Below are 22,894 nucleotides of genomic sequence, written 5' to 3'. Positions count from 1 at the left end.
TCACGGCCCTCCGAGGCGCGCTCAGCGCCCCTCGGAGGGCCTGCCGCCCTTCACCCTGCCCGCCCGGCCGGCGGAGCCCGCTGTGCCCCGGCCGGAGCGGTCGTAAACGGCCGATTTGCTCGATGGAGCCCCCGTCCCGTACTCTCTTCGAGAAGCCAAAGACCGCTGGTCGTTGCCGCGCTCTCGAACGAGGGTGCGGTGGCCGAAGGATCCGCTGAAAAGTGGGCGACCCGCGCAGGTGACAGTGGAAGAACTCCCGGAGCGCGCGCGCCGAGCGTGTGTGCGGCCGGTCGAGTCCGCCCCGTGCGCCTGCGCCGGGGCGTTTCGTTTTCCCCAGTCCTCCTTCGGGTCCGCGCGGTCCGAATCACCCGGAAGGAGGCCGAGGCTCTATGGCGAGGCCCGACAAGGCTGCCGCGGTTGCGGAGCTGACGGACAAGTTCCGCAGCTCCAACGCCGCCGTGCTGACCGAGTACCGCGGTCTCACCGTGGCGCAGCTCAAGACGCTGCGCCGGTCGCTCGGTGAGAACGCCCAGTACGCCGTGGTGAAGAACACGCTGACCAAGATTGCGGCCAAGGAGGCCGGGATCACGCTGGAGGACCAGCTCTTCGCTGGACCGACGGCCGTCGCCTTCGTCACCGGTGACCCGGTGGAGTCGGCGAAGGGTCTGCGTGACTTCGCCAAGGACAACCCCAATCTCGTCATCAAGGGCGGTGTCCTTGAGGGCAAGGCCCTCTCCGCCGACGAGATCAAGAAGCTTGCGGACCTTGAGTCCCGCGAGGTTCTGCTCAGCAAGCTGGCCGGTGCCTTCAAGGCGAAGCAGTCCCAGGCTGCCTCCGTCTTCCAGGCGCTGCCGTCGAAGCTCGTCCGCACCGTGGACGCGCTGCGCGCCAAGCAGGCCGAGCAGGGCGGTGCCGAGTAATTCGGCTCGCTTTCTGACCCGCACCAACGGCGCGGGTCGCAGCGGGCCGACGTACGCCCGCCTTATCCAGTACATCCGGCACCTGCCGATTTGAGTGGAAGGACCGCCATCATGGCGAAGCTCACCCAGGACGAGCTGCTTGCCCAGTTCGAGGAGATGACCCTCATCGAGCTCTCCGAGTTCGTGAAGGCCTTCGAGGACAAGTTCGACGTCACCGCTGCCGCCGCTGCCCCGGTCGTCGTTGCCGGCGGTGCCGCCGGTGGCGCCGAGGCCGCTGCCGAGGAGGAGAAGGACGAGTTCGACGTCATCCTCACCGGCGCCGGCGACAAGAAGATCCAGGTCATCAAGGTCGTGCGTGAGCTGACCTCCCTGGGTCTGAAGGAGGCCAAGGACCTCGTCGACGGCACCCCGAAGCCGGTCCTCGAGAAGGTCAACAAGGAGCAGGCCGACAAGGCCGCCGAGGCCCTCAAGGGCGCCGGCGCGTCCGTCGAGGTCAAGTAAGACCTTCGCGACCGTCGAAACGGCCCCCTAGGGCTGTAACGCGAACGCACCGAAGGGCGATCATCCATCCGGGTGGTCGCCCTTCGGCGTTCCCCGGGGTCCGGCCTGGGCTGCCTTGCACCTCTGTTCGTGAGGGGTAAGGTGATCTTCGTCGTGTCTCCCGTTGCTCCGGTTCGGGCAAGGAACCCTTGACGAACCGCACGCAGCGCGCAATTCTCAGGACGCGTCGTCACAAGGATCCGAATCCGAGGCATGGATCGGCGACGAAGAGGGCAGTATCAACGTGCGTTGAGGGCAGGCATGCCGAGGGCGTTGACAAGGGCGTTGAGGGCAACGAGGGTCTTCGAAAACCCGCACTGGACATCAGTGTGCCAAGTGGCTACACTGACCCTTTGCGCTGCCTGTTAGCTGTCCCCTGCCCGTCACCAGGGGTCTGCCCTCACTTGAGCACAGTCGACCTAAGCCCCCCTGGCCTGGGGTTTCCGTCCCTGTGTATGGGAGAGGGACCGGTACGCGCGTAGTGAGTCCGAGCCCTCGGAAGGACCCCCTCTTGGCCGCCTCGCGCACTGCCTCGACCGCGAATACGAACAACGGCGCCAGCACCGCCCCGCTGCGCATCTCCTTTGCAAAGATCAAGGAGCCCCTCGAGGTTCCGAACCTGCTCGCGCTGCAGACCGAGAGCTTTGACTGGCTGCTCGGCAACACCGCTTGGCAGACTCGGGTCGAGGAGGCTCTTGAGAACGGTCAGGACGTCCCCACCAAGTCCGGTCTGGAGGAGATCTTCGAGGAGATCTCCCCGATCGAGGACTTCTCCGGGTCGATGTCGCTGACGTTCCGGGACCACCGCTTCGAGCCGCCCAAGAACTCGATCGACGAGTGCAAGGAGCGCGACTTCACGTACGCCGCCCCGCTCTTCGTCACCGCCGAGTTCACCAACAACGAGACCGGCGAGATCAAGTCCCAGACCGTCTTCATGGGCGACTTCCCGCTCATGACGAACAAGGGCACTTTCGTCATCAACGGCACCGAGCGTGTCGTGGTGTCCCAGCTGGTCCGTTCCCCCGGTGTCTACTTCGACTCCAGCATCGACAAGACGTCCGACAAGGACATCTTCTCCGCCAAGATCATCCCGTCCCGGGGTGCCTGGCTGGAGATGGAGATCGACAAGCGCGACATGGTCGGTGTCCGTATCGACCGCAAGCGCAAGCAGTCGGTCACCGTGCTGCTGAAGGCGCTCGGCTGGACGACCGAGCAGATCCTTGAGGAGTTCGGCGACTACGAGTCGATGCGCGCCACCCTGGAGAAGGACCACACCCAGGGCCAGGACGACGCGCTGCTCGACATCTACCGCAAGCTGCGCCCGGGCGAGCCTCCCACGCGTGAGGCCGCGCAGACGCTGCTGGAGAACCTCTACTTCAACCCCAAGCGCTACGACCTCGCCAAGGTCGGCCGCTACAAGGTCAACAAGAAGCTGGGCGCCGACGCTCCGCTGGACGCGGGCATCCTGACCGTCGAGGACATCATCTCGACGATCAAGTACCTGGTGCAGCTGCACGCCGGCGAGACGGAGACCACCGGTGACAACGGCGACACGATCGTCGTCGAGACCGATGACATCGACCACTTCGGCAACCGTCGTCTGCGCAGCGTCGGCGAGCTCATCCAGAACCAGGTCCGCACGGGTCTGGCGCGTATGGAGCGTGTCGTCCGCGAGCGGATGACGACCCAGGACGTCGAGGCGATCACGCCGCAGACCCTGATCAACATCCGGCCGGTCGTCGCCTCCATCAAGGAGTTCTTCGGCACCAGCCAGCTGTCCCAGTTCATGGACCAGAACAACCCGCTGTCGGGTCTCACCCACAAGCGCCGTCTGTCGGCTCTCGGCCCGGGTGGTCTCTCCCGTGAGCGGGCCGGCTTCGAGGTCCGTGACGTGCACCCGTCGCACTACGGCCGTATGTGCCCGATCGAGACGCCGGAAGGCCCGAACATCGGTCTGATCGGCTCGCTCGCCTCCTACGGCCGGGTCAACGCGTTCGGCTTCGTCGAGACCCCGTACCGCAAGGTCATCGACGGCCAGGTCACCGACGAGGTCGACTACCTGACCGCCGACGAGGAGGACCGCTTCGTCATCGCGCAGGCCAACGCGCCGCTGACGAACGACCTCCGGTTCGAGGAGAGCCGCGTGCTCGTCCGCCGTCGTGGCGGCGAGGTCGACTACGTCGGCCCCGAGGACGTGGACTACATGGACGTCTCGCCGCGCCAGATGGTGTCGGTCGCGACCGCCATGATCCCCTTCCTCGAGCACGACGACGCCAACCGTGCCCTCATGGGCGCGAACATGATGCGCCAGGCCGTTCCGCTGATTAAGTCGGAGGCCCCGCTCGTCGGTACCGGCATGGAGTACCGCTCCGCCGTCGACGCCGGCGACGTCGTCAAGGCCGAGAAGGCCGGTGTGGTCCAGGAGGTCTCCGCGGACTACATCACCACCGCCAACGACGACGGCACGTACATCACGTACCGCCTGGCCAAGTTCGCCCGCTCCAACCAGGGCACCTCGGTCAACCAGAAGGTCATCGTCAACGAGGGCGACCGTGTCGTCGAGGGCCAGGTCCTCGCCGACGGCCCGGCCACCCAGAACGGCGAGATGGCCCTCGGCAAGAACCTGCTCGTGGCGTTCATGCCGTGGGAGGGTCACAACTACGAGGACGCGATCATCCTGTCGCAGCGCCTCGTGCAGGACGACGTCCTCTCCTCGATCCACATCGAGGAGCACGAGGTCGACGCCCGTGACACCAAGCTCGGCCCCGAGGAGATCACCCGGGACATCCCGAACGTCTCCGAGGAGGTCCTCGCCGACCTGGACGAGCGCGGCATCATCCGCATCGGTGCCGAGGTCATCGCCGGTGACATCCTCGTCGGCAAGGTCACCCCGAAGGGTGAGACCGAGCTGACGCCGGAGGAGCGCCTGCTGCGCGCGATCTTCGGTGAGAAGGCCCGTGAGGTGCGTGACACCTCGCTGAAGGTGCCGCACGGCGAGACCGGCAAGGTCATCGGTGTGCGCGTCTTCGACCGCGAGGAGGGCGACGAGCTGCCGCCGGGCGTGAACCAGCTGGTCCGCGTCTACGTCGCGCAGAAGCGCAAGATCACCGACGGTGACAAGCTCGCCGGCCGTCACGGCAACAAGGGTGTCATCTCCAAGATCCTGCCGATCGAGGACATGCCGTTCCTGGAGGACGGCACCCCGGTCGACATCATCCTCAACCCGCTGGGTGTGCCGTCCCGAATGAACCCGGGACAGGTCCTGGAGATCCACCTCGGCTGGCTCGCCAGCCGCGGCTGGGACGTCTCCGGCCTCGCGGAGGAGTGGGCCCAGCGCCTCCAGGTCATCGGCGCCGACCAGGTCGCCCCCGGCACCAACGTCGCGACCCCGGTCTTCGACGGTGCCCGTGAGGACGAGCTGGCGGGTCTGCTCCAGCACACCATCCCGAACCGGGACGGCGAGCGCATGGTGCTCCCGACCGGTAAGGCGCGGCTGTTCGACGGCCGTAGCGGTGAGCCGTTCCCGGACCCGATCTCGGTCGGCTACATGTACATCCTGAAGCTGCACCACCTGGTCGACGACAAGCTGCACGCCCGCTCGACCGGCCCGTACTCGATGATCACCCAGCAGCCGCTGGGTGGTAAGGCGCAGTTCGGTGGCCAGCGGTTCGGTGAGATGGAGGTGTGGGCCCTTGAGGCCTACGGCGCCGCGTACGCCCTCCAGGAGCTGCTGACCATCAAGTCCGACGACGTCACCGGCCGCGTGAAGGTCTACGAGGCCATCGTCAAGGGCGAGAACATCCCCGAGCCCGGCATCCCCGAGTCCTTCAAGGTGCTCATCAAGGAGATGCAGTCGCTCTGCCTGAACGTGGAGGTGCTGTCCAGCGACGGTATGTCCATCGAGATGCGCGACACCGACGAGGACGTCTTCCGCGCTGCGGAGGAGCTCGGTATCGACCTGTCCCGGCGCGAGCCGAGCAGCGTCGAAGAGGTCTGACGGGAGTCCGGCGGGGCCCTGACCCACAAGGGCCCCGCCGACCCCCAGGCCCCCGTTTCAGACCACAGACTTAACGACCCTGAGAGGGATTGACGCATAGTGCTCGACGTCAACTTCTTCGACGAGCTCCGGATCGGCCTGGCCACCGCTGACGACATCCGTCAGTGGAGCCACGGCGAGGTCAAGAAGCCCGAGACCATCAACTACCGCACCCTCAAGCCCGAGAAGGACGGACTCTTCTGCGAGAAGATCTTCGGTCCGACCCGGGACTGGGAGTGCTACTGCGGCAAGTACAAGCGCGTCCGCTTCAAGGGCATCATCTGCGAGCGCTGTGGCGTCGAGGTCACGCGTGCCAAGGTGCGCCGTGAGCGGATGGGCCACATCGAGCTGGCCGCCCCCGTCACGCACATCTGGTACTTCAAGGGTGTCCCCTCGCGCCTCGGCTACCTGTTGGACCTGGCGCCGAAGGACCTTGAGAAGGTCATCTACTTCGCCGCGTACATGATCACGTACGTCGACGAGGAGCGTCGTACCCGCGACCTGCCCTCCCTGGAGGCGCACGTCTCGGTCGAGCGTCAGCAGATCGAGAACCGCCGGGACGCCGACCTGGAGGGCCGTGCCAAGAAGCTTGAGTCCGACCTGGCCGAGCTGGAGGCCGAGGGCGCCAAGGCCGACGTGCGCCGCAAGGTGCGCGAGGGTGCCGAGCGCGAGATGAAGCAGCTGCGCGACCGCGCGCAGCGCGAGATCGACCGCCTCGACGAGGTGTGGAACCGGTTCAAGAACCTCAAGGTCCAGGACCTGGAGGGCGACGAGCTGCTCTACCGCGAGCTGCGCGACCGCTTCGGCACCTACTTCGACGGCTCGATGGGCGCCGCGGCGCTTCAGAAGCGCCTGGAGTCCTTCGACCTGGAGGAAGAGGCCGAGCGTCTCCGCGAGATCATCCGCACCGGCAAGGGCCAGAAGAAGACCCGTGCCCTGAAGCGGCTGAAGGTCGTCTCCGCGTTCCTCCAGACCTCCAACAGCCCCAAGGGCATGGTCCTGGACTGCGTCCCGGTCATCCCGCCGGACCTGCGTCCGATGGTGCAGCTGGACGGTGGCCGCTTCGCGACCTCCGACCTGAACGACCTGTACCGCCGTGTCATCAACCGCAACAACCGCCTGAAGCGCCTCCTCGACCTCGGTGCCCCCGAGATCATCGTGAACAACGAGAAGCGCATGCTCCAGGAGGCCGTCGACGCGCTCTTCGACAACGGCCGTCGTGGTCGCCCGGTCACGGGCCCCGGCAACCGTCCGCTGAAGTCGCTGTCCGACATGCTGAAGGGCAAGCAGGGTCGCTTCCGTCAGAACCTGCTCGGCAAGCGAGTCGACTACTCGGCGCGTTCCGTCATCGTCGTCGGCCCGCAGCTGAAGCTGCACCAGTGCGGTCTGCCCAAGGCCATGGCGCTGGAGCTCTTCAAGCCGTTCGTGATGAAGCGCCTGGTCGACCTGAACCACGCGCAGAACATCAAGAGCGCCAAGCGCATGGTGGAGCGCGGTCGCACCGTCGTGTACGACGTCCTCGAAGAGGTCATCGCCGAGCACCCGGTGCTGCTGAACCGTGCGCCCACCCTGCACCGCCTCGGCATCCAGGCCTTCGAGCCGCAGCTGGTCGAGGGCAAGGCCATCCAGATCCACCCGCTCGTCTGCACCGCGTTCAACGCGGACTTCGACGGTGACCAGATGGCCGTGCACCTGCCGCTGTCCGCGGAGGCGCAGGCCGAGGCCCGCATCCTGATGCTGTCCTCGAACAACATCCTCAAGCCGGCCGACGGCCGTCCGGTGACGATGCCGACCCAGGACATGGTCCTCGGTCTGTTCTTCCTCACCACCGACGGCGAGCTGCGTGACACCAAGGGCGAGGGCCGCGCGTTCGGCTCCACGGCCGAGGCGATCATGGCGTTCGACGCCGGCGAGCTCGCGCTCCAGTCGGCCGTGGACATCCGCTTCCCGGTGGGCACCATCCCGCCGCGCGGCTGGACCCCGCCGGCGCGCGAGGAGGGTGAGCCCGAGTGGCAGCAGGGTGACTCCTTCCGCCTGCGCACCACCCTGGGCCGCGCGCTCTTCAACGAGCTGCTGCCCGAGGACTACCCGTTCGTGGACTACTCGGTGGGCAAGAAGCAGCTCTCCGAGATCGTCAACGACCTCGCCGAGCGCTACCCGAAGGTCATCGTGGCGGCGACGCTCGACAACCTGAAGGCGGCCGGCTTCTACTGGGCGACCCGTTCCGGTGTCACCGTGGCCATCTCCGACGTCGTCGTTCCCGAGGCGAAGAAGGAGATCGTCCGCGGCTACGAGGCGCAGGACGAGAAGGTCCAGAAGCAGTACGAGCGCGGTCTCATCACCAAGGAAGAGCGCACTCAGGAACTCATCGCGATCTGGACCAAGGCGACCAACGAGGTCGCCGAGGCGATGAACGAGAACTTCCCCAAGACGAACCCCATCTTCATGATGGTTGACTCGGGTGCCCGAGGAAACATGATGCAGATGCGGCAGATCGCCGGTATGCGTGGTCTGGTGTCGAACGCGAAGAACGAGACGATCCCGCGGCCCATCAAGGCCTCGTTCCGTGAGGGTCTGTCCGTGCTGGAGTACTTCATCTCCACGCACGGTGCCCGTAAGGGTCTGGCGGACACCGCTCTGCGTACCGCCGACTCGGGTTACCTCACCCGTCGTCTGGTCGACGTCTCCCAGGACGTCATCATCCGCGAGGAGGACTGCGGCACCGACCGTGGCCTGCGGCTGCGGATCGCCGACCGTGGCGCCGACGGCGTGCTGCGCAAGGCGGACGACGTCGAGACGTCCGTGTACGCGCGCTGCCTCGCCGAGGACATCGTGGTCGACGGCCAGGTGCTGGCCCCGGCCGGCACCGACCTGGGCGACGTCCTCATCGAGGAGCTCGTCGGCCGTGGCGTCGAGGAGGTCAAGACCCGCTCGGTCCTGACCTGCGAGTCCGCCGTCGGTACCTGCGCGATGTGCTACGGCCGCTCGCTGGCCACCGGCAAGCTGGTCGACATCGGTGAGGCGGTCGGCATCATCGCCGCCCAGTCCATCGGTGAGCCCGGTACCCAGCTGACGATGCGTACCTTCCACACCGGTGGTGTGGCCGGTGACGACATCACCCAGGGTCTGCCGCGTGTCGTCGAGCTCTTCGAGGCCCGTACCCCGAAGGGTGTCGCCCCGATCTCCGAGGCCTCCGGCCGCGTCCGGATCGAGGAGACCGAGAAGACCAAGAAGATCGTCGTCACCCCGGACGACGGCAGCGACGAGACGGCGTACCCGATCTCGAAGCGTGCCAAGGTCCTGGTCCGCGAGGGCGACCACGTCGAGGTGGGCCAGCAGCTCACCGTGGGTGCCACCAACCCGCACGACGTGCTGCGCATCCTGGGTCAGCGTGCCGTCCAGGTCCACCTGGTCGGCGAGGTCCAGAAGGTGTACAACTCGCAGGGTGTGTCGATCCACGACAAGCACATCGAGATCATCATCCGGCAGATGCTCCGCCGCGTGACGATCATCGAGTCCGGCGACGCCGAGCTGCTGCCCGGCGAGCTGGTCGAGCGCTCCCGCTTCGAGCAGGAGAACCGTCGTGTGGTCCAGGAGGGCGGTCACCCGGCCTCCGGTCGTCCGCAGCTGATGGGTATCACCAAGGCCTCGCTGGCGACCGAGTCCTGGCTGTCGGCGGCGTCCTTCCAGGAGACGACGCGAGTCCTCACCGACGCGGCGATCAACGCCAAGTCGGACTCGCTCATCGGCCTCAAGGAGAACGTCATCATCGGTAAGCTCATCCCGGCCGGTACGGGTCTGTCCCGCTACCGCAACATCCGGGTCGAGCCGACCGAGGAGGCCAAGGCCGCGATGTACTCGGCCGTCGGCTACGACGACATCGACTACTCGCCGTTCGGCACGGGCTCCGGCCAGGCCGTGCCGCTGGAGGACTACGACTACGGTCCGTACAACCAGTAAGCGAGCAGCTTGAACTGACGGGCGGCCACTCCTTGCGGGGTGGCCGCCCTTCGGCGTGTTCGGGCACGATGTTCTCCGCAGGCCAAGTGCCCAGTGTGAAAAGGGTGTTGGGGGAATATCTGGTGGAGACGGCCCGTGTCTTCTTCGGTCTGACGGCCGCCTTGGTGGTGCCTCTGGGGCTGGGCTGGCAGCGCACGCGGCCCGGCCCGGCGGCCGTCGTGGTGCTTGTCTGGAGCGCTTACACCGTCTTCCCCTACATGGATCGCCTGCGGCCCTGGATCGCACTCTCCGCGGCCGTCCTGGCGGCTCTGGGGGTGATGCTCTGGCAGCGCCCCGAGAACCCTTGGCGGTCGGGATTCCCGGATATGCGGTTGTGGACGTCCGGGGCGCTTGCCCCGCCGAGGCGACTCGGTATGGCCGCTCTCGCGGCGGCGCTGCTCCTGTCCGGCTGGACTGTCGGCGAAAGGTCGTTCTCCCTCCTGGTGGAACTACTCAGAAGTGACCGCACGGCCGTGTTCGTCTCCGCGCTGCTCATCGCGGTCTTCGGGGGCGGCACGCTGGCGAAGACCGCTACAGAGCCGGTCCGGCGCGAGATAGAGGCGTTGGAGGAGGGACCTCAGCGATCGGCCGCGATGGAGTTCATGAACGGCGGGTCGGCCATCGGGAGACTAGAGAGAGGGCTTCTCTTCGCCTTCCTCGCAGCCGGCCAGCCAGAAGCGGCCGCCCTGGTCCTCGCGGCGAAGTCACTGGCCCGGGTCCCGAGTGCCGAACACGGCAAGCACGCGTCCGAATACTTTCTGATCGGTACCCTGGCCAGTGTCATAGCAGCGTTGGCGATGAGCATGGCCGCACGCTCGGCGGTCGGGCTGCCAGTCCTCTAGGAGCCGGGGAGATGCTTTGGAGCTGGCCGGCCACCCTCTGATCCGTGAGTTGTGCTCGCTCAAGCTGCCGACCGCCGATTACGTGGTGGCAGGCAGCGGCCCGCTCCTCGCGCACGGCCTGCGGAGCGTCGTACACGATCTGGATGTCGTCGCCAGGGGAGACGCCTGGGAGGCCGTCCTGCGGCTCGGGGATCCGGAGGTGCCGCCTTCCGGGTTCGGCCGCCTGGTGTCGCTCTTCGACGGAGACATAGAGGTCTTCGACCGCTGGCTGCCGGGGTCCCCCGATCCCGATCGGATGATCGAGAGCGCGGAACTGGTGGAGGGGATTCCCTTCTCGCCGCTGTATGAGGTCCTGACCTGGAAGGAGCGGCTGGGGAGGCGGAAGGATCAAGAAGACGTCAAGCTGATCCGTGACTACCTGGCGCACTCAGCCGGTTGAATGCCGGCCCTGTCAAGAGCTGGCGTGTCGCTGCCCACCCCATTTGTTTTGACCGCAGCGAATGAGGTAGGTACGCTCAGACCTTGTGCCTGGGGTGTGCCCTGGCTCCTGTGCGTGCCTGCAAACCGCATGGCGAGCCGCGACCGGCCACCGTAATCTGCGCCCTTTCCGTCTTGCGGCGGGAGTCTGACGGATTCGACACACCCGACCGCGTGGGTCGGCGACGTTCCAGGTTAGCTGTACCCATCGGCACACAGAAACCGGAGAAGTAGTGCCTACGATCCAGCAGCTGGTCCGCAAGGGCCGGCAGGACAAGGTCGAGAAGAACAAGACGCCCGCACTCGAGGGTTCCCCTCAGCGTCGTGGCGTCTGCACGCGTGTGTTCACGACCACCCCGAAGAAGCCGAACTCGGCCCTCCGCAAGGTCGCGCGTGTGCGTCTGACCAGCGGCATCGAGGTCACCGCTTACATTCCGGGTGAGGGACACAACCTGCAGGAGCACTCCATCGTGCTCGTGCGCGGCGGCCGTGTGAAGGACCTGCCGGGTGTTCGCTACAAGATCATCCGCGGCTCGCTCGACACCCAGGGTGTCAAGAACCGCAAGCAGGCTCGCAGCCGTTACGGCGCCAAGAAGGAGAAGTAAGAATGCCTCGTAAGGGCCCCGCCCCGAAGCGCCCGGTCATCATCGACCCGGTCTACAGCTCTCCTCTGGTGACCTCCCTGATCAACAAGGTGCTGCTGAACGGCAAGCGCTCCACCGCCGAGCGCATCGTCTACGGCGCCATGGAGGGCCTGCGCGAGAAGACCGGCAACGACCCGGTCATCACGCTCAAGCGCGCTCTTGAGAACATCAAGCCGACCCTTGAGGTCAAGTCCCGCCGTGTCGGTGGCGCCACCTACCAGGTGCCGGTCGAGGTCAAGCCCGGCCGTGCCAACACCCTGGCGCTGCGCTGGCTGGTCGGTTACTCCCGCGCCCGTCGCGAGAAGACCATGACCGAGCGCCTCCTCAACGAGCTTCTCGACGCCTCCAACGGCCTCGGTGCGGCCGTGAAGAAGCGCGAGGACACCCACAAGATGGCCGAGTCCAACAAGGCCTTCGCGCACTACCGCTGGTAGTCGCTACCCACATCGAGACCGAGAGAAGACTGAAGCCTTATGGCTACCACTTCACTTGACCTGGCCAGGGTCCGAAACATCGGGATCATGGCCCACATCGACGCGGGCAAGACGACCACCACCGAGCGGATCCTGTTCTACACCGGTGTGTCTTACAAGATCGGTGAGGTCCACGACGGCGCTGCCACCATGGACTGGATGGAGCAGGAGCAGGAGCGTGGCATCACGATCACCTCTGCTGCCACCACCTGTCACTGGTCGCTGGAAGACGTCGACCACACCATCAACATCATCGACACCCCGGGTCACGTCGACTTCACCGTCGAGGTGGAGCGCTCCCTGCGCGTGCTCGACGGTGCTGTCACGGTGTTCGACGGCGTCGCCGGCGTGGAGCCCCAGTCCGAGACGGTGTGGCGTCAGGCGGACCGCTACGGCGTTCCGCGTATCTGCTTCGTCAACAAGCTCGACCGCACCGGTGCCGAGTTCCACCGCTGTGTCGACATGATCTCCGACCGTCTGGGCGCGCAGCCGCTGGTCATGCAGCTGCCGATCGGTGCCGAGGCGGACTTCAAGGGCGTCGTCGACCTGGTGAAGATGAAGGCCCTGGTCTGGTCGGCCGAGGCGACCAAGGGCGAGATGTACGACACCGTCGACATCCCCGCCACGCACACCGAGGCCGCCGAGGAGTGGCGCGGCAAGCTGGTCGAGGCCGTCGCCGAGAACGACGAAGAGATCATGGAGCTGTACCTGGAGGGCGAGGAGCCCACCGAGGAGCAGCTGTACGCCGCGATCCGTCGTATCACCATCGCCTCCGGCAAGGGCACCGGCACCACGGTCACCCCGGTGTTCTGTGGCACCGCGTTCAAGAACAAGGGCGTCCAGCCCCTGCTCGACGCGGTCGTGCGCTACCTGCCGTCCCCGGTCGACATCGAGGCCATCGAGGGCCACGACGTCAAGGACCCGGAGACGGTCATCAAGCGCAAGCCGTCCGACGAGGAGCCGCTGTCCGCGCTGGCGTTCAAGATCATGAGCGACCCGCACCTGGGCAAGCTCACCTTCGTCCGCGTGTACTCCGGCCGCCTGGAGTCCGGCAGCTCTGTGCTGAACTCCGTCAAGGGCAAGAAGGAGCGCATCGGCAAGATCTACCGCATGCACGCCAACAAGCGTGAGGAGATCGAGTCGGTGGGCGCCGGCGACATCGTCGCCGTCATGGGCCTGAAGCAGACCACCACCGGTGAGACGCTGTCCGACGACAAGCAGCCGGTGATCCTGGAGTCCATGGACTTCCCGGCGCCGGTCATCCAGGTCGCCATCGAGCCCAAGTCGAAGGGCGACCAGGAGAAGCTGGGCGTCGCGATCCAGCGCCTGGCCGAGGAGGACCCGTCCTTCCAGGTCCACTCGGACGAGGAGACCGGCCAGACCATCATCGGCGGTATGGGCGAGCTGCACCTCGAGGTGCTCGTCGACCGTATGCGCCGTGAGTTCAAGGTCGAGGCCAACGTCGGCAAGCCGCAGGTGGCGTACCGCGAGACCATCCGCAAGGCGGTCGAGAAGGTCGAGTACACCCACAAGAAGCAGACGGGTGGTACCGGTCAGTTCGCCCGCGTCATCATTGCGGTCGAGCCGATCGAGAGCGGCGACGCCTCGTACGAGTTCGTCAACAAGGTGACCGGTGGCCGCGTGCCGAAGGAGTACATCCCTTCGGTCGACGCCGGTGCGCAGGAGGCCATGCAGTTCGGCATCCTCGCCGGTTACGAGATGACCGGTGTCCGCGTCACGCTGCTCGACGGTGCCTACCACGAGGTGGACTCCTCCGAGCTGGCGTTCAAGATCGCCGGTTCGCAGGCCTTCAAGGAGGCCGCGCGCAAGGCCAGCCCTGTGCTCCTTGAGCCGATGATGGCCGTCGAGGTCACCACGCCCGAGGACTACATGGGTGAGGTCATCGGCGACATCAACTCCCGCCGTGGCCAGATCCAGGCCATGGAGGAGCGGGCTGGTGCCCGCGTCGTGAAGGGCCTCGTGCCCCTGTCGGAGATGTTCGGCTACGTCGGCGACCTCCGCAGCAAGACGTCGGGTCGCGCAAGCTACTCGATGCAGTTCGACTCCTACGCCGAGGTTCCGCGGAACGTCGCCGAGGAGATCATCGCGAAGGCCAAGGGCGAGTAACGCACCGCGTTCACACGCCGTAGGCTTGACTCCGGAGCCTCCAGGGGCAAACGTCCGCAATCGCGAGCGTTTGCCCCGGGTTCCGGGCCTTTACAGCAAAGATCACCTGGCGCCGATGAAGTAAGGCGTACAGAACCACTCCACAGGAGGACCCCAGTGGCGAAGGCGAAGTTCGAGCGGACTAAGCCGCACGTCAACATCGGCACCATCGGTCACATCGACCACGGTAAGACGACCCTCACGGCCGCCATTACCAAGGTGCTGCACGACGCGTACCCGGACCTGAACGAGGCCACCCCGTTCGACAACATCGACAAGGCTCCTGAGGAGCGTCAGCGCGGTATCACCATCTCCATCGCGCACGTCGAGTACCAGACCGAGGCGCGTCACTACGCCCACGTCGACTGCCCGGGTCACGCGGACTACATCAAGAACATGATCACGGGTGCGGCGCAGATGGACGGCGCCATCCTCGTGGTCGCCGCCACCGACGGCCCGATGCCGCAGACCAAGGAGCACGTGCTCCTGGCCCGCCAGGTCGGCGTTCCGTACATCGTCGTCGCCCTGAACAAGGCCGACATGGTGGACGACGAGGAGATCCTGGAGCTCGTTGAGCTCGAGGTCCGTGAGCTCCTCTCCGAGTACGAGTTCCCCGGCGACGACGTTCCGGTCGTCAAGGTCTCCGCGCTCAAGGCCCTTGAGGGCGAGCAGGAGTGGGTGGACTCCGTCCTCAACCTGATGAAGGCCGTCGACGAGTCGATCCCGCAGCCGGAGCGCGACGTCGACAAGCCGTTCCTCATGCCGATCGAGGACGTCTTCACGATCACCGGTCGCGGTACGGTCGTCACCGGCCGTATCGAGCGTGGTGTCCTCAAGGTCAACGAGACCGTCGACATCATCGGCATCAAGACCGAGAAGACCACCACCACGGTCACCGGCATCGAGATGTTCCGCAAGCTGCTCGACGAGGGCCAGGCCGGTGAGAACGTCGGTCTGCTCCTCCGTGGCATCAAGCGCGAGGACGTCGAGCGCGGCCAGGTCATCATCAAGCCGGGCTCGGTCACCCCGCACACCGAGTTCGAGGCGCAGGCCTACATCCTGTCCAAGGACGAGGGTGGCCGCCACACGCCGTTCTTCAACAACTACCGTCCGCAGTTCTACTTCCGCACGACGGACGTGACCGGCGTGGTGACCCTCCCCGAGGGCACCGAGATGGTCATGCCGGGTGACAACACCGAGATGAAGGTGGAGCTCATCCAGCCCGTCGCCATGGAAGAGGGCCTGAAGTTCGCCATCCGTGAGGGTGGCCGCACCGTGGGCGCCGGCCAGGTCACCAAGATCGTCAAGTAAGTTCCGCTTGCTTGGGGCATGATGGCTTGAGGGTCAGTCCCTGACCCGAAGGTCTCGACCTGCGAGAGGCCCGTACGACTCCGGTCGTACGGGCCTCTTCGTATGTCCACGGGCCTCTTCGCGTGCCCCACCGGGCCTCTTCGTGTGGCCCGCCGGGGGACCGCATACGGTTCTCCGGGTGAGGAAGAGGACCTTGATACACGCGGGGCTGCAAACCGTCGTCCCCTGGCTGGCCGTGGGGGCCGTGGTGATCGCCATGGCGTGGCAGCAGGGCCTGTTCTCCTGGGGCGCTTCGGCCGTGACGGGCCCGGCCCGCACGATCGCGCTGCCGGGAGGCGGCTTCTCCGACGGCGACCGGTGCGGGGTCAAGGGCTACCACTACTTCCCGCTGCCCGCGTCCGCGTCGGCACCCCCTGCGGCGGAGTCCCCGGCCCCGGTGCCCGGCCCGCGGCTCGTCCTCGGCTCCTACGGCTACGAGAAGCCGTCCCGCGCCCCCGGCCGCTTCACCATCGGCCTGCTCTTCGCACCGGGTCCCAAGGGGTCGCCGGAGCTGTCGCGGACCCTGGGCGGCGAGGGTGTCGCCGTGGAGATCGAGGGGCCGCGGGGGCTGGTCGGCGGAGCGCACGGCCTGCCCGTCACCTGGGATTCCGCCCCGAAGTCCGGCACCGGTGACAGCGCCGAGCTGTCCCTGCCGCTGGAGGCGCTGTGCCCCGGGCAGGACGCGAGGGACGTGATGCGGCGGCTCCAGGCGCCGATCGACTCCTCGAACACCATCACCGGACAGCCGGCCTACACCCTGACCGTGTCGGTGCGTGACCCGGGGATCGGAGCGCAGCGCAGGGCGATCGGCCTCCCGCTGGGCGGCAACCTGCTCAGCGCCGACAATCTGGTGCCGGAGGAGTCCTTCATGCTCGCGGGCGCGGCGTACTGACGGCTCCGAAACTATTCGGCGCGTACGACCCGTTCCCCCCGGCGCCGCGTCCCCCCACTATTTGTCATGCCGGTGAGCAAATAGATGCCGGAGGGGCTGGAGGGGTGAGGTATGTCGTCTGCGCACGTCAGCCGCAGGACGGTGCTCGGCGGGACGGTCCTGGGCGCCGGACTGGCCGCGATGCCCGTGGGGGTCCCCGGGACCGCGTCCGCCGCTCCGGGGGACGGGCTCCAGGTGACGGACCCGGGGGCGTACATCTCGTTCACGGGCGGGGTGTTCTCCCTGGTCGGCGCCCCCGTGGTGGTGAGCGCGGAGGACCACCCCGGGGTCGTGCGGGTGGCCGGGGACCTCCGGGACGACCTCGCGCGCGTGACCGGCGTCCGCCCCGGCACGACGATCGGCCGCTACCCGGTCCTGCTCGGCACGATCGGCCGCAGCCCGCTCGTCGACGGCCTGATCCGGTCCGGGAAGCTCGACGTCACGGGCGTGCGGGGCAGCTGGGAGACCTCGCTCCAGACGGTCGTGGAGCACCCGATGCCCGGTGTGGAGCGGGCGTTCGTCATCGCGGGCAGCGACCCGCGGGGCACGATCTTCGGGGCGTACGACGTCTCGTACGGCATCGGGGTCTCGCCCTGGCACTGGTGGGACGACGTACCGCCGGCCCGGCGCGACGCGGTCTGGGTGAAGGCCGGCCGCTTCACCCAGGGGACGCCGGCGGTGAAGTACCGGGGCGTCTTCATCAACGACGAGAACCCGGCGCTCGGCACCTGGGCACCGGCCTACTTCGGCCAGGGGAAGGCACCGGGCTACCCCGGCGGCTTCACCGCCGACTTCTACGCGAAGGTCTTCGAGGTCCTGCTGCGCCTGAAGGGCAACTACCTGTGGCCGGCGGTGTGGGGCCGGGCGTTCGCGGAGGACGACCCGGACAACCACCGGCGCGCGGCCGAGTACGGCATCGTCATGGGTACGTCCCACGAGGCGCCGATGATGCGGGGCATCGAGGAGTGGAACCGGCACGCCGGCTCCGGGACCGACCCCTACGAAGGCACGGGCGAGTGGTCGTACCGACGCAACCCGGAGGCGATCCGCGCGTACTGGCGCGCCGGCATCCAGCGCATGGTCGACCAGGGCTTCGAGGGCGTCGTCACCCTCGGCATGCGCGGCAACGGCGACACCGGCCTGCCCGACGGCGACGGCATCGAACTGATGCAGCAGATCATCGCCGACCAGCGCCGCATCATCGAGGAGGTGACCGGCAGGCCGGCGGCCGAGACCCCCCAGGTGTGGACCCTCTACAAGGAGGTCCAGCGCTACTGGGACCGGGGCCTGCGCGCCCCGGACGACGTCACCGTGGTCCTCACGGACGACAACTGGGGCAACATCCGCAAGCACCCGGACGGCTCCCGCGCCGGCGGGTACGGCCTCTACTACCACTTCGACTACGTCGGCGCCGGCCGCAACTACAAGTGGGTCGACACCGCGAACCTCCGGAACGTCTGGGACCAGCTCCACCAGGCCCACGCCTACGGCAACCACGGCCTGTGGGTGGTCAACGTCGGTGACCTGAAGGGCAACGAACTGCCGACGGAGTTCTTCCTCGACTACGCCTGGAATCCCGACGCCTGGCCGCTGGAGCGTCTCGGGGCGTGGGAGGAGCGCTACGCCCGCCAGAACTTCGGCGAGGCGCAGGCGAAGGAGATCGCGTCGCTGCTGGCGGCCTACGGCCGGCTCCAGGCCCGCCGCAAGCCGGAGCTGCTGAACCGCCGGATCACCCTCTCCGGCGACCAGGTCGTGTACGACGACCGGCAGAGCCCGTACTACTTCGCGCACCGGGAACTGGAACGGGTCACCGAGGAGTGGCGCGCGCTGGGCCGCCGCGCGGAACGCGTCGAGCGCAGACTGCCGGAGCGGCTGCGGGACGCGTGGTTCGAACTGGCCGGCTACGCGGTCACGGCGACCGCGAACCTGTACGCGCTGCGGGAAGCGGAGTTCACGAACCTGCTGTACGCGGCGCAGGGCCGGGCCGCGACGAACGACCGCGCGGCACAGGCGGAAGCCGCCCTCGGACAGGACCTCGCCCTCGCCGACCGCTTCAACTCCCGTGTCGCCGACGGCAAATGGCAGGGCTTCCAGACCCAGCCCCACATCGACTACGGGGACGTCGACCGCTACGGCCCCAACGCGGGCTGGCAGCAGCCGGAGAAGGACAACGTCGCCCTGCCCGACGTCCTCTTCCCGGCGGTACGGCGCATCGACGTGCCCGGGGCGGCGGAGCTGGGCGTGTCGGTGGACGGCGCGCAGGACGCGGGGGAGTGGTGGCCGGGAGGTTCTTCCTCGACCGCGTCCCTGCCGCCGTTCAGCCCGTACCAGACCCGCCCGCAGCAGTACGTGGAGATCTTCAACCGGGGCCGTACGCCCTTCCCGTACGAGGTCTCGGTCTCGGCGCCCTGGCTGCGGGTGGACCGCCCGCGCGGCCGGGTGGACCAGCAGGTCCGCCTGGAGGTACGGGTGGACTGGTCACGGCTGCCCGCCGACCGGGCGGAGGCGACCCTGACGGTGCGCGGGGCGGGGACGGCGGTGCCGGTGCGGTGCGTGGCGGAGCGCCCGTCGGGGGTGGAGCCGCGGGGCTTCGTGGAGGCCGGCGGCTACGTGGCGATCGACGCCGGGCACTACGACCGGGCGGTCGGGCCGTGGCGCCGTATCGACGGCATCGGACGGACCGGCGCGGGCATGACCCCGTGGCCGGTGACGTCCCCGAGCCGTACCCCGGGCGGCGACACACCTCGCCTGGAGTACGAGGTGACGCTGCTGTCCGCCCCCGGCGAGGTGACGGTCTGGGCCCATCTGTCCCCCCGGAACCCGGCCGTCCCCGGCGTCTTCGGCCTGCGCTACGGCGTCTCGCTGGACGACGGCCCGATCCGGACCGTGGACATCACGGCGGGCGCGGACGACGGCGCGCTGAACACGGTCTGGGCCCGGCACACCTCGGACAACGTCAACGCGACGGCGACCACGCACACCGTGACGGAGCCGGGCGTCCACCGGCTGAAGGTCTGGATGGTGGACCCGACGGTGGTGGTGCAGCGCCTGCTGATCGACACGGGCGGGCTGCCGGAGCTGTACCTGGGGCCGCTGGAGAGCCTGCGGGCGGGGGACGAGCACGCGTAGACCGGCTGGACCGGCCCTGCCCGCCGACCCCGGTTTGACCTACGTCACCTTCGGGGTAATCTCTTCGGCTCGATTGGCGGAGGCGCTGCCCCATATGGCAGACTGTCCGAGTTGCTCGGTCGAGTGTTGATGCTGCGCGCCTCCCGCCGGGAGGACCGGAAGCGAGTCCCACAGTACTCGTCGTCCTAACTGCCCTCGGGCAGCACTGGGACGGACGTACGGGAATCTTCCGGGAAGCGTGGGCGCGGCACCGGCCAGGCGCCCGGTGGGCCCGAGGTCCCCGGTCCGCGGTTCCGGAAGGGCCGTGTCAATCCCGCAGGGATGTTCGAACAAGGGGCATCCGTGTCAGCGGGAGTGCGACACACCCGACCGCGTGGGTCGGAGAACGAGGAAGCAGGAACCACCGGGTTCCAGAGCGTGAGAAGAGACAGGACTACTGAGTAGCCATGGCGGGACAGAAGATCCGCATCCGGCTCAAGGCCTACGACCACGAGGTCATCGACTCCTCGGCGAAGAAGATCGTCGAGACGGTGACCCGTACCGGTGCGTCGGTCGCGGGCCCGGTGCCGCTGCCCACTGAGAAGAACGTGTACTGCGTCATCAAGTCGCCGCACAAGTACAAGGACTCGCGCGAGCACTTCGAGATGCGCACGCACAAGCGCCTGATCGACATTCTCGACCCGACCCCCAAGACCGTTGACTCTCTGATGCGACTCGACCTCCCGGCCGGTGTCGACATCGAGATCAAGCTCTGAGGCTGGTGGGCTGAGAATGGCTAAGCAGATCAAGGGCATCCTGGGCGAGAAGCTCGGCATGACGCAGGTGTGGGACGAGAACAACCGTGTTGTTCCGGTCACCGTCGTCAAGGCCGGCCCCAACGTCGTCACCCAGGTCCGTACGAACGACGTCGACGGCTACGAGTCGGTCCAGATCGCCTTCGGCGAGATCGACCCGCGCAAGGTGAACAAGCCCCTCAAGGGCCACTTCGCCAAGGCCGACGTCACCCCGCGCCGCCACCTCGTCGAGATCCGTACCGCTGACGCCAGCGAGTACACCCTCGGCCAGGAGATCACCGCCGAGGTGTTCGAGGCCGGCGTCAAGGTCGACGTCACCGGCAAGAGCAAGGGCAAGGGCTTCGCCGGTGTCATGAAGCGCCACAACTTCCGTGGCCTCGGCGCCGGACACGGCACCCAGCGCAAGCACCGCTCCCCCGGTTCCATCGGTGGCTGCGCCACCCCGGGCCGTGTGTTCAAGGGCCTCCGCATGGCGGGTCGCATGGGCAACGAGCGGGTCACCACCCAGAACCTGACCGTCCACGCCGTTGACGCGGAGAAGGGTCTGCTGCTCATCAAGGGCGCGGTTCCCGGTCCGAACGGCGGCCTCGTCCTGGTCCGCACCGCGGCCAAGGGGGCCTGAGGTAACCGATGAGCACTGTTGACATCCTTTCGCCGGCGGGCGAGAAGGCCGGTTCCGTCGAGCTCCCCGCGGAGATCTTCGACGCCAAGGTCAGCGTTCCGCTGATCCACCAGGTCGTCGTCGCGCAGCTGGCCGCTGCCCGTCAGGGCACGCACAAGACCAAGACCCGCGGTGAAGTCCGTGGTGGCGGCAAGAAGCCGTACCGCCAGAAGGGCACCGGTCGCGCCCGCCAGGGTTCGACCCGCGCGCCGCAGTTCGCCGGTGGTGGCGTCGTGCACGGTCCCGTGCCGCGCGACTACTCGCAGCGCACCCCGAAGAAGATGAAGGCCGCCGCCCTGCGCGGTGCCCTCACCGACCGGGCGCGTCACAACCGCATCCACGTCGTCTCCGGCGTGGTCGAGGGCGGGAGCCCCAGCACCAAGGCCGCCAAGTCGCTGTTCGGCAAGATCTCGGAGCGCAAGAACCTGCTCCTGGTCGTCGACCGCGCCGACGAGGCCGCGTGGCTGTCCGCCCGCAACCTGCCCCAGGTCCACATCCTGGAGCCGGGCCAGCTGAACACGTACGACGTTCTCGTCTCGGACGACGTGGTCTTCACCCAGACCGCTTTCGAGTCCTTCGTCGCCGGCCCGAACAAGGCCAACGACACCGAAGGGAGCGAGGTCTGATGGCCATCCGTCACCCCGCCATTGCCTCGAAGGCCGCCAAGGCCGCCAAGGCCGCGCGCGTCGCCAAGGCGCGCCGTCACGCCGCCGAGGGCAAGAACACCGTCGAGACCCCGCTCAGCAAGTCGTACACGGACCCCCGTGACGTCCTGCTGAAGCCGGTCGTCTCCGAGAAGAGCTACGCGCTCCTCGACGAGAACAAGTACACGTTCATCGTCGACCCGAACGCCAACAAGACCCAGATCAAGCAGGCCGTCCAGGCGGTCTTCGACGTCAAGGTCACCGGGGTCAACACGATCAACCGCCAGGGCAAGCGCAAGCGGACCCGCACCGGCTTCGGCCAGCGCGCGGGCACCAAGCGCGCGATCGTGACCCTCGCCGAGGGCGACCGTATCGACATCTTCGGCGGTCCGACCGCGTAAGCGGGTCGGATCGTCCGATATCGGACGAGGACTGAGAAATGGGAATCCGCAAGTACAAGCCGACTACGCCGGGCCGTCGTGGCGCCAGCGTCGCCGACTTCGTCGAGGTCACGCGGTCCACGCCGGAGAAGTCGCTGGTCCGTCCCCTGCACAGCAAGGGCGGCCGTAACAACGCCGGTCGTGTGACCGTTCGCCACCAGGGTGGCGGACACAAGCGCGCCTACCGTGTGATCGACTTCCGTCGTCACGACAAGGACGGCGTGCCGGCGAAGGTCGCGCACATCGAGTACGACCCCAACCGCACCGCGCGCATCGCGCTGCTGCACTACGCCGACGGCGAGAAGCGCTACATCCTCGCCCCGCGCAACCTCCAGCAGGGCGACACCGTGGAGAACGGTCCCGGGGCCGACATCAAGCCGGGCAACAACCTGGCCCTCCGCAACATCCCGGTCGGTACCACGATCCACGCGATCGAGCTCCGTCCCGGTGGCGGTGCCAAGTTCGCCCGCTCCGCGGGTGCCTCGGTGCAGCTGCTCGCCCGTGAGGGCGCCATGGCGACCCTCCGTATGCCGTCCGGTGAGATCCGCATGGTGGACGCGCGCTGCCGCGCCACCGTCGGCGAGGTCGGCAACGCCGAGCAGAGCAACATCAACTGGGGCAAGGCGGGCCGCAAGCGGTGGCTGGGCGTTCGCCCGACCGTCCGTGGTGTGGTCATGAACCCGGTTGACCACCCGCACGGTGGTGGTGAGGGCCGGACCTCCGGTGGTCGCCACCCTGTGTCCCCGTGGGGCAAGAAGGAAGGCCGTACTCGTTCGCCCAAGAAGGCGTCGAACAAGTACATCGTCCGCCGCCGCAAGACGAACAAGAAGCGCTAAGGACGGGTTGAG

Annotated in this window: 17 protein-coding genes; all 17 read left to right on the top strand. The window is 67.5% G+C overall.

What is annotated here, in order from left to right; translation table 11 throughout:
* Positions 1–389 precede the first annotated feature (389 nt).
* The 17 genes from rplJ (at position 390) to rplB (ending at position 22,882) form a co-directional block, all read left to right on the top strand.
* Positions 390–920 (top strand): 50S ribosomal protein L10, encoded by a 531-nt coding sequence (gene rplJ / locus IE294_RS14375; RefSeq protein WP_014674354.1) that lies wholly within the window; start codon positions 390–392, stop codon positions 918–920.
* A 111-nt stretch (positions 921–1,031) separates the two neighbouring features.
* Positions 1,032–1,421 (top strand): 50S ribosomal protein L7/L12, encoded by a 390-nt coding sequence (rplL, locus tag IE294_RS14370; RefSeq protein WP_014674355.1) that lies wholly within the window; start codon positions 1,032–1,034, stop codon positions 1,419–1,421.
* A 550-nt stretch (positions 1,422–1,971) separates the two neighbouring features.
* The gene (gene rpoB, locus IE294_RS14365; RefSeq protein WP_189885919.1) at positions 1,972–5,457 is read left to right on the top strand and encodes a DNA-directed RNA polymerase subunit beta; all 3,486 of its coding nucleotides are present in this window, start codon (positions 1,972–1,974) and stop codon (positions 5,455–5,457) included.
* 99 nt (positions 5,458–5,556) lie between these two features.
* On the top strand, positions 5,557–9,456 hold the full coding sequence (locus IE294_RS14360) for a DNA-directed RNA polymerase subunit beta' (RefSeq protein ID WP_189885917.1): 3,900 nt from the start codon (positions 5,557–5,559) through the stop codon (positions 9,454–9,456).
* 86 nt (positions 9,457–9,542) lie between these two features.
* The gene (locus IE294_RS14355) at positions 9,543–10,337 is read left to right on the top strand and encodes a hypothetical protein (protein ID WP_189885915.1); all 795 of its coding nucleotides are present in this window, start codon (positions 9,543–9,545) and stop codon (positions 10,335–10,337) included.
* Between the two features lie 16 nt (positions 10,338–10,353).
* Positions 10,354–10,776: a hypothetical protein gene (locus IE294_RS14350; RefSeq protein WP_189885912.1), complete on the top strand. Its 423-nt coding sequence runs from the start codon at positions 10,354–10,356 to the stop codon at positions 10,774–10,776.
* A 271-nt stretch (positions 10,777–11,047) separates the two neighbouring features.
* Complete coding sequence (gene rpsL / locus IE294_RS14345) at positions 11,048–11,419, top strand: 30S ribosomal protein S12 (protein ID WP_003948652.1); 372 nt, start codon at positions 11,048–11,050, stop codon at positions 11,417–11,419.
* A gap of 2 nt (positions 11,420–11,421) precedes the next feature.
* The gene (gene rpsG / locus IE294_RS14340) at positions 11,422–11,892 is read left to right on the top strand and encodes a 30S ribosomal protein S7 (RefSeq protein ID WP_014674364.1); all 471 of its coding nucleotides are present in this window, start codon (positions 11,422–11,424) and stop codon (positions 11,890–11,892) included.
* A gap of 39 nt (positions 11,893–11,931) precedes the next feature.
* The gene (gene fusA, locus IE294_RS14335) at positions 11,932–14,058 is read left to right on the top strand and encodes an elongation factor G (protein WP_189885911.1); all 2,127 of its coding nucleotides are present in this window, start codon (positions 11,932–11,934) and stop codon (positions 14,056–14,058) included.
* Between the two features lie 156 nt (positions 14,059–14,214).
* The gene (gene tuf / locus IE294_RS14330) at positions 14,215–15,408 is read left to right on the top strand and encodes an elongation factor Tu (protein ID WP_014674366.1); all 1,194 of its coding nucleotides are present in this window, start codon (positions 14,215–14,217) and stop codon (positions 15,406–15,408) included.
* Between the two features lie 178 nt (positions 15,409–15,586).
* Positions 15,587–16,339, top strand: a complete 753-nt coding sequence (locus IE294_RS14325; RefSeq protein ID WP_268252787.1) for a hypothetical protein — start codon at positions 15,587–15,589, stop codon at positions 16,337–16,339.
* Between the two features lie 111 nt (positions 16,340–16,450).
* Positions 16,451–19,507, top strand: a complete 3,057-nt coding sequence (locus IE294_RS14320; protein ID WP_189885909.1) for a glycosyl hydrolase 115 family protein — start codon at positions 16,451–16,453, stop codon at positions 19,505–19,507.
* A 446-nt stretch (positions 19,508–19,953) separates the two neighbouring features.
* Positions 19,954–20,262, top strand: a complete 309-nt coding sequence (gene rpsJ / locus IE294_RS14315) for a 30S ribosomal protein S10 (RefSeq protein WP_003948644.1) — start codon at positions 19,954–19,956, stop codon at positions 20,260–20,262.
* Between the two features lie 16 nt (positions 20,263–20,278).
* Positions 20,279–20,923, top strand: a complete 645-nt coding sequence (gene rplC, locus IE294_RS14310) for a 50S ribosomal protein L3 (protein ID WP_014674369.1) — start codon at positions 20,279–20,281, stop codon at positions 20,921–20,923.
* Positions 20,924–20,931: 8 nt separating this feature from the next.
* Positions 20,932–21,588 (top strand): 50S ribosomal protein L4, encoded by a 657-nt coding sequence (gene rplD, locus IE294_RS14305; RefSeq protein ID WP_189885907.1) that lies wholly within the window; start codon positions 20,932–20,934, stop codon positions 21,586–21,588.
* Entirely contained in the window at positions 21,588–22,007 is a 420-nt protein-coding gene (gene rplW / locus IE294_RS14300; RefSeq protein WP_103812796.1) for a 50S ribosomal protein L23, read from the top strand. The genes rplD and rplW overlap by 1 nt, the downstream gene beginning before the upstream one ends.
* Positions 22,008–22,045: 38 nt before the next feature.
* Positions 22,046–22,882: a 50S ribosomal protein L2 gene (gene rplB / locus IE294_RS14295; protein WP_041665436.1), complete on the top strand. Its 837-nt coding sequence runs from the start codon at positions 22,046–22,048 to the stop codon at positions 22,880–22,882.
* Positions 22,883–22,894 lie beyond the last annotated feature (12 nt).

It is taken from the genome of Streptomyces canarius, from assembly GCF_014650735.1.
GTDB classification, from domain to species: Bacteria; Actinomycetota; Actinomycetes; order Streptomycetales; family Streptomycetaceae; genus Streptomyces; species Streptomyces olivaceoviridis.
Note: the sequence above shows the minus strand (reverse complement) of the source record. Positions and strands in the feature narration are given on the sequence as shown.

Coding starts and splice junctions, on each gene's coding strand:
- rplJ (WP_014674354.1), top strand. CDS start 390: ATGGCGAGGCCCGACAAGGCTGCCGCGGTTGCGGAGCTGACGGACAAG.
- rpsG (WP_014674364.1), top strand. CDS start 11,422: ATGCCTCGTAAGGGCCCCGCCCCGAAGCGCCCGGTCATCATCGACCCG.
- fusA (WP_189885911.1), top strand. CDS start 11,932: ATGGCTACCACTTCACTTGACCTGGCCAGGGTCCGAAACATCGGGATC.
- rplL (WP_014674355.1), top strand. CDS start 1,032: ATGGCGAAGCTCACCCAGGACGAGCTGCTTGCCCAGTTCGAGGAGATG.
- rplW (WP_103812796.1), top strand. CDS start 21,588: ATGGCCATCCGTCACCCCGCCATTGCCTCGAAGGCCGCCAAGGCCGCC.
- rplD (WP_189885907.1), top strand. CDS start 20,932: ATGAGCACTGTTGACATCCTTTCGCCGGCGGGCGAGAAGGCCGGTTCC.
- rplB (WP_041665436.1), top strand. CDS start 22,046: ATGGGAATCCGCAAGTACAAGCCGACTACGCCGGGCCGTCGTGGCGCC.
- rplC (WP_014674369.1), top strand. CDS start 20,279: ATGGCTAAGCAGATCAAGGGCATCCTGGGCGAGAAGCTCGGCATGACG.
- rpsJ (WP_003948644.1), top strand. CDS start 19,954: ATGGCGGGACAGAAGATCCGCATCCGGCTCAAGGCCTACGACCACGAG.
- IE294_RS14320 (WP_189885909.1), top strand. CDS start 16,451: ATGTCGTCTGCGCACGTCAGCCGCAGGACGGTGCTCGGCGGGACGGTC.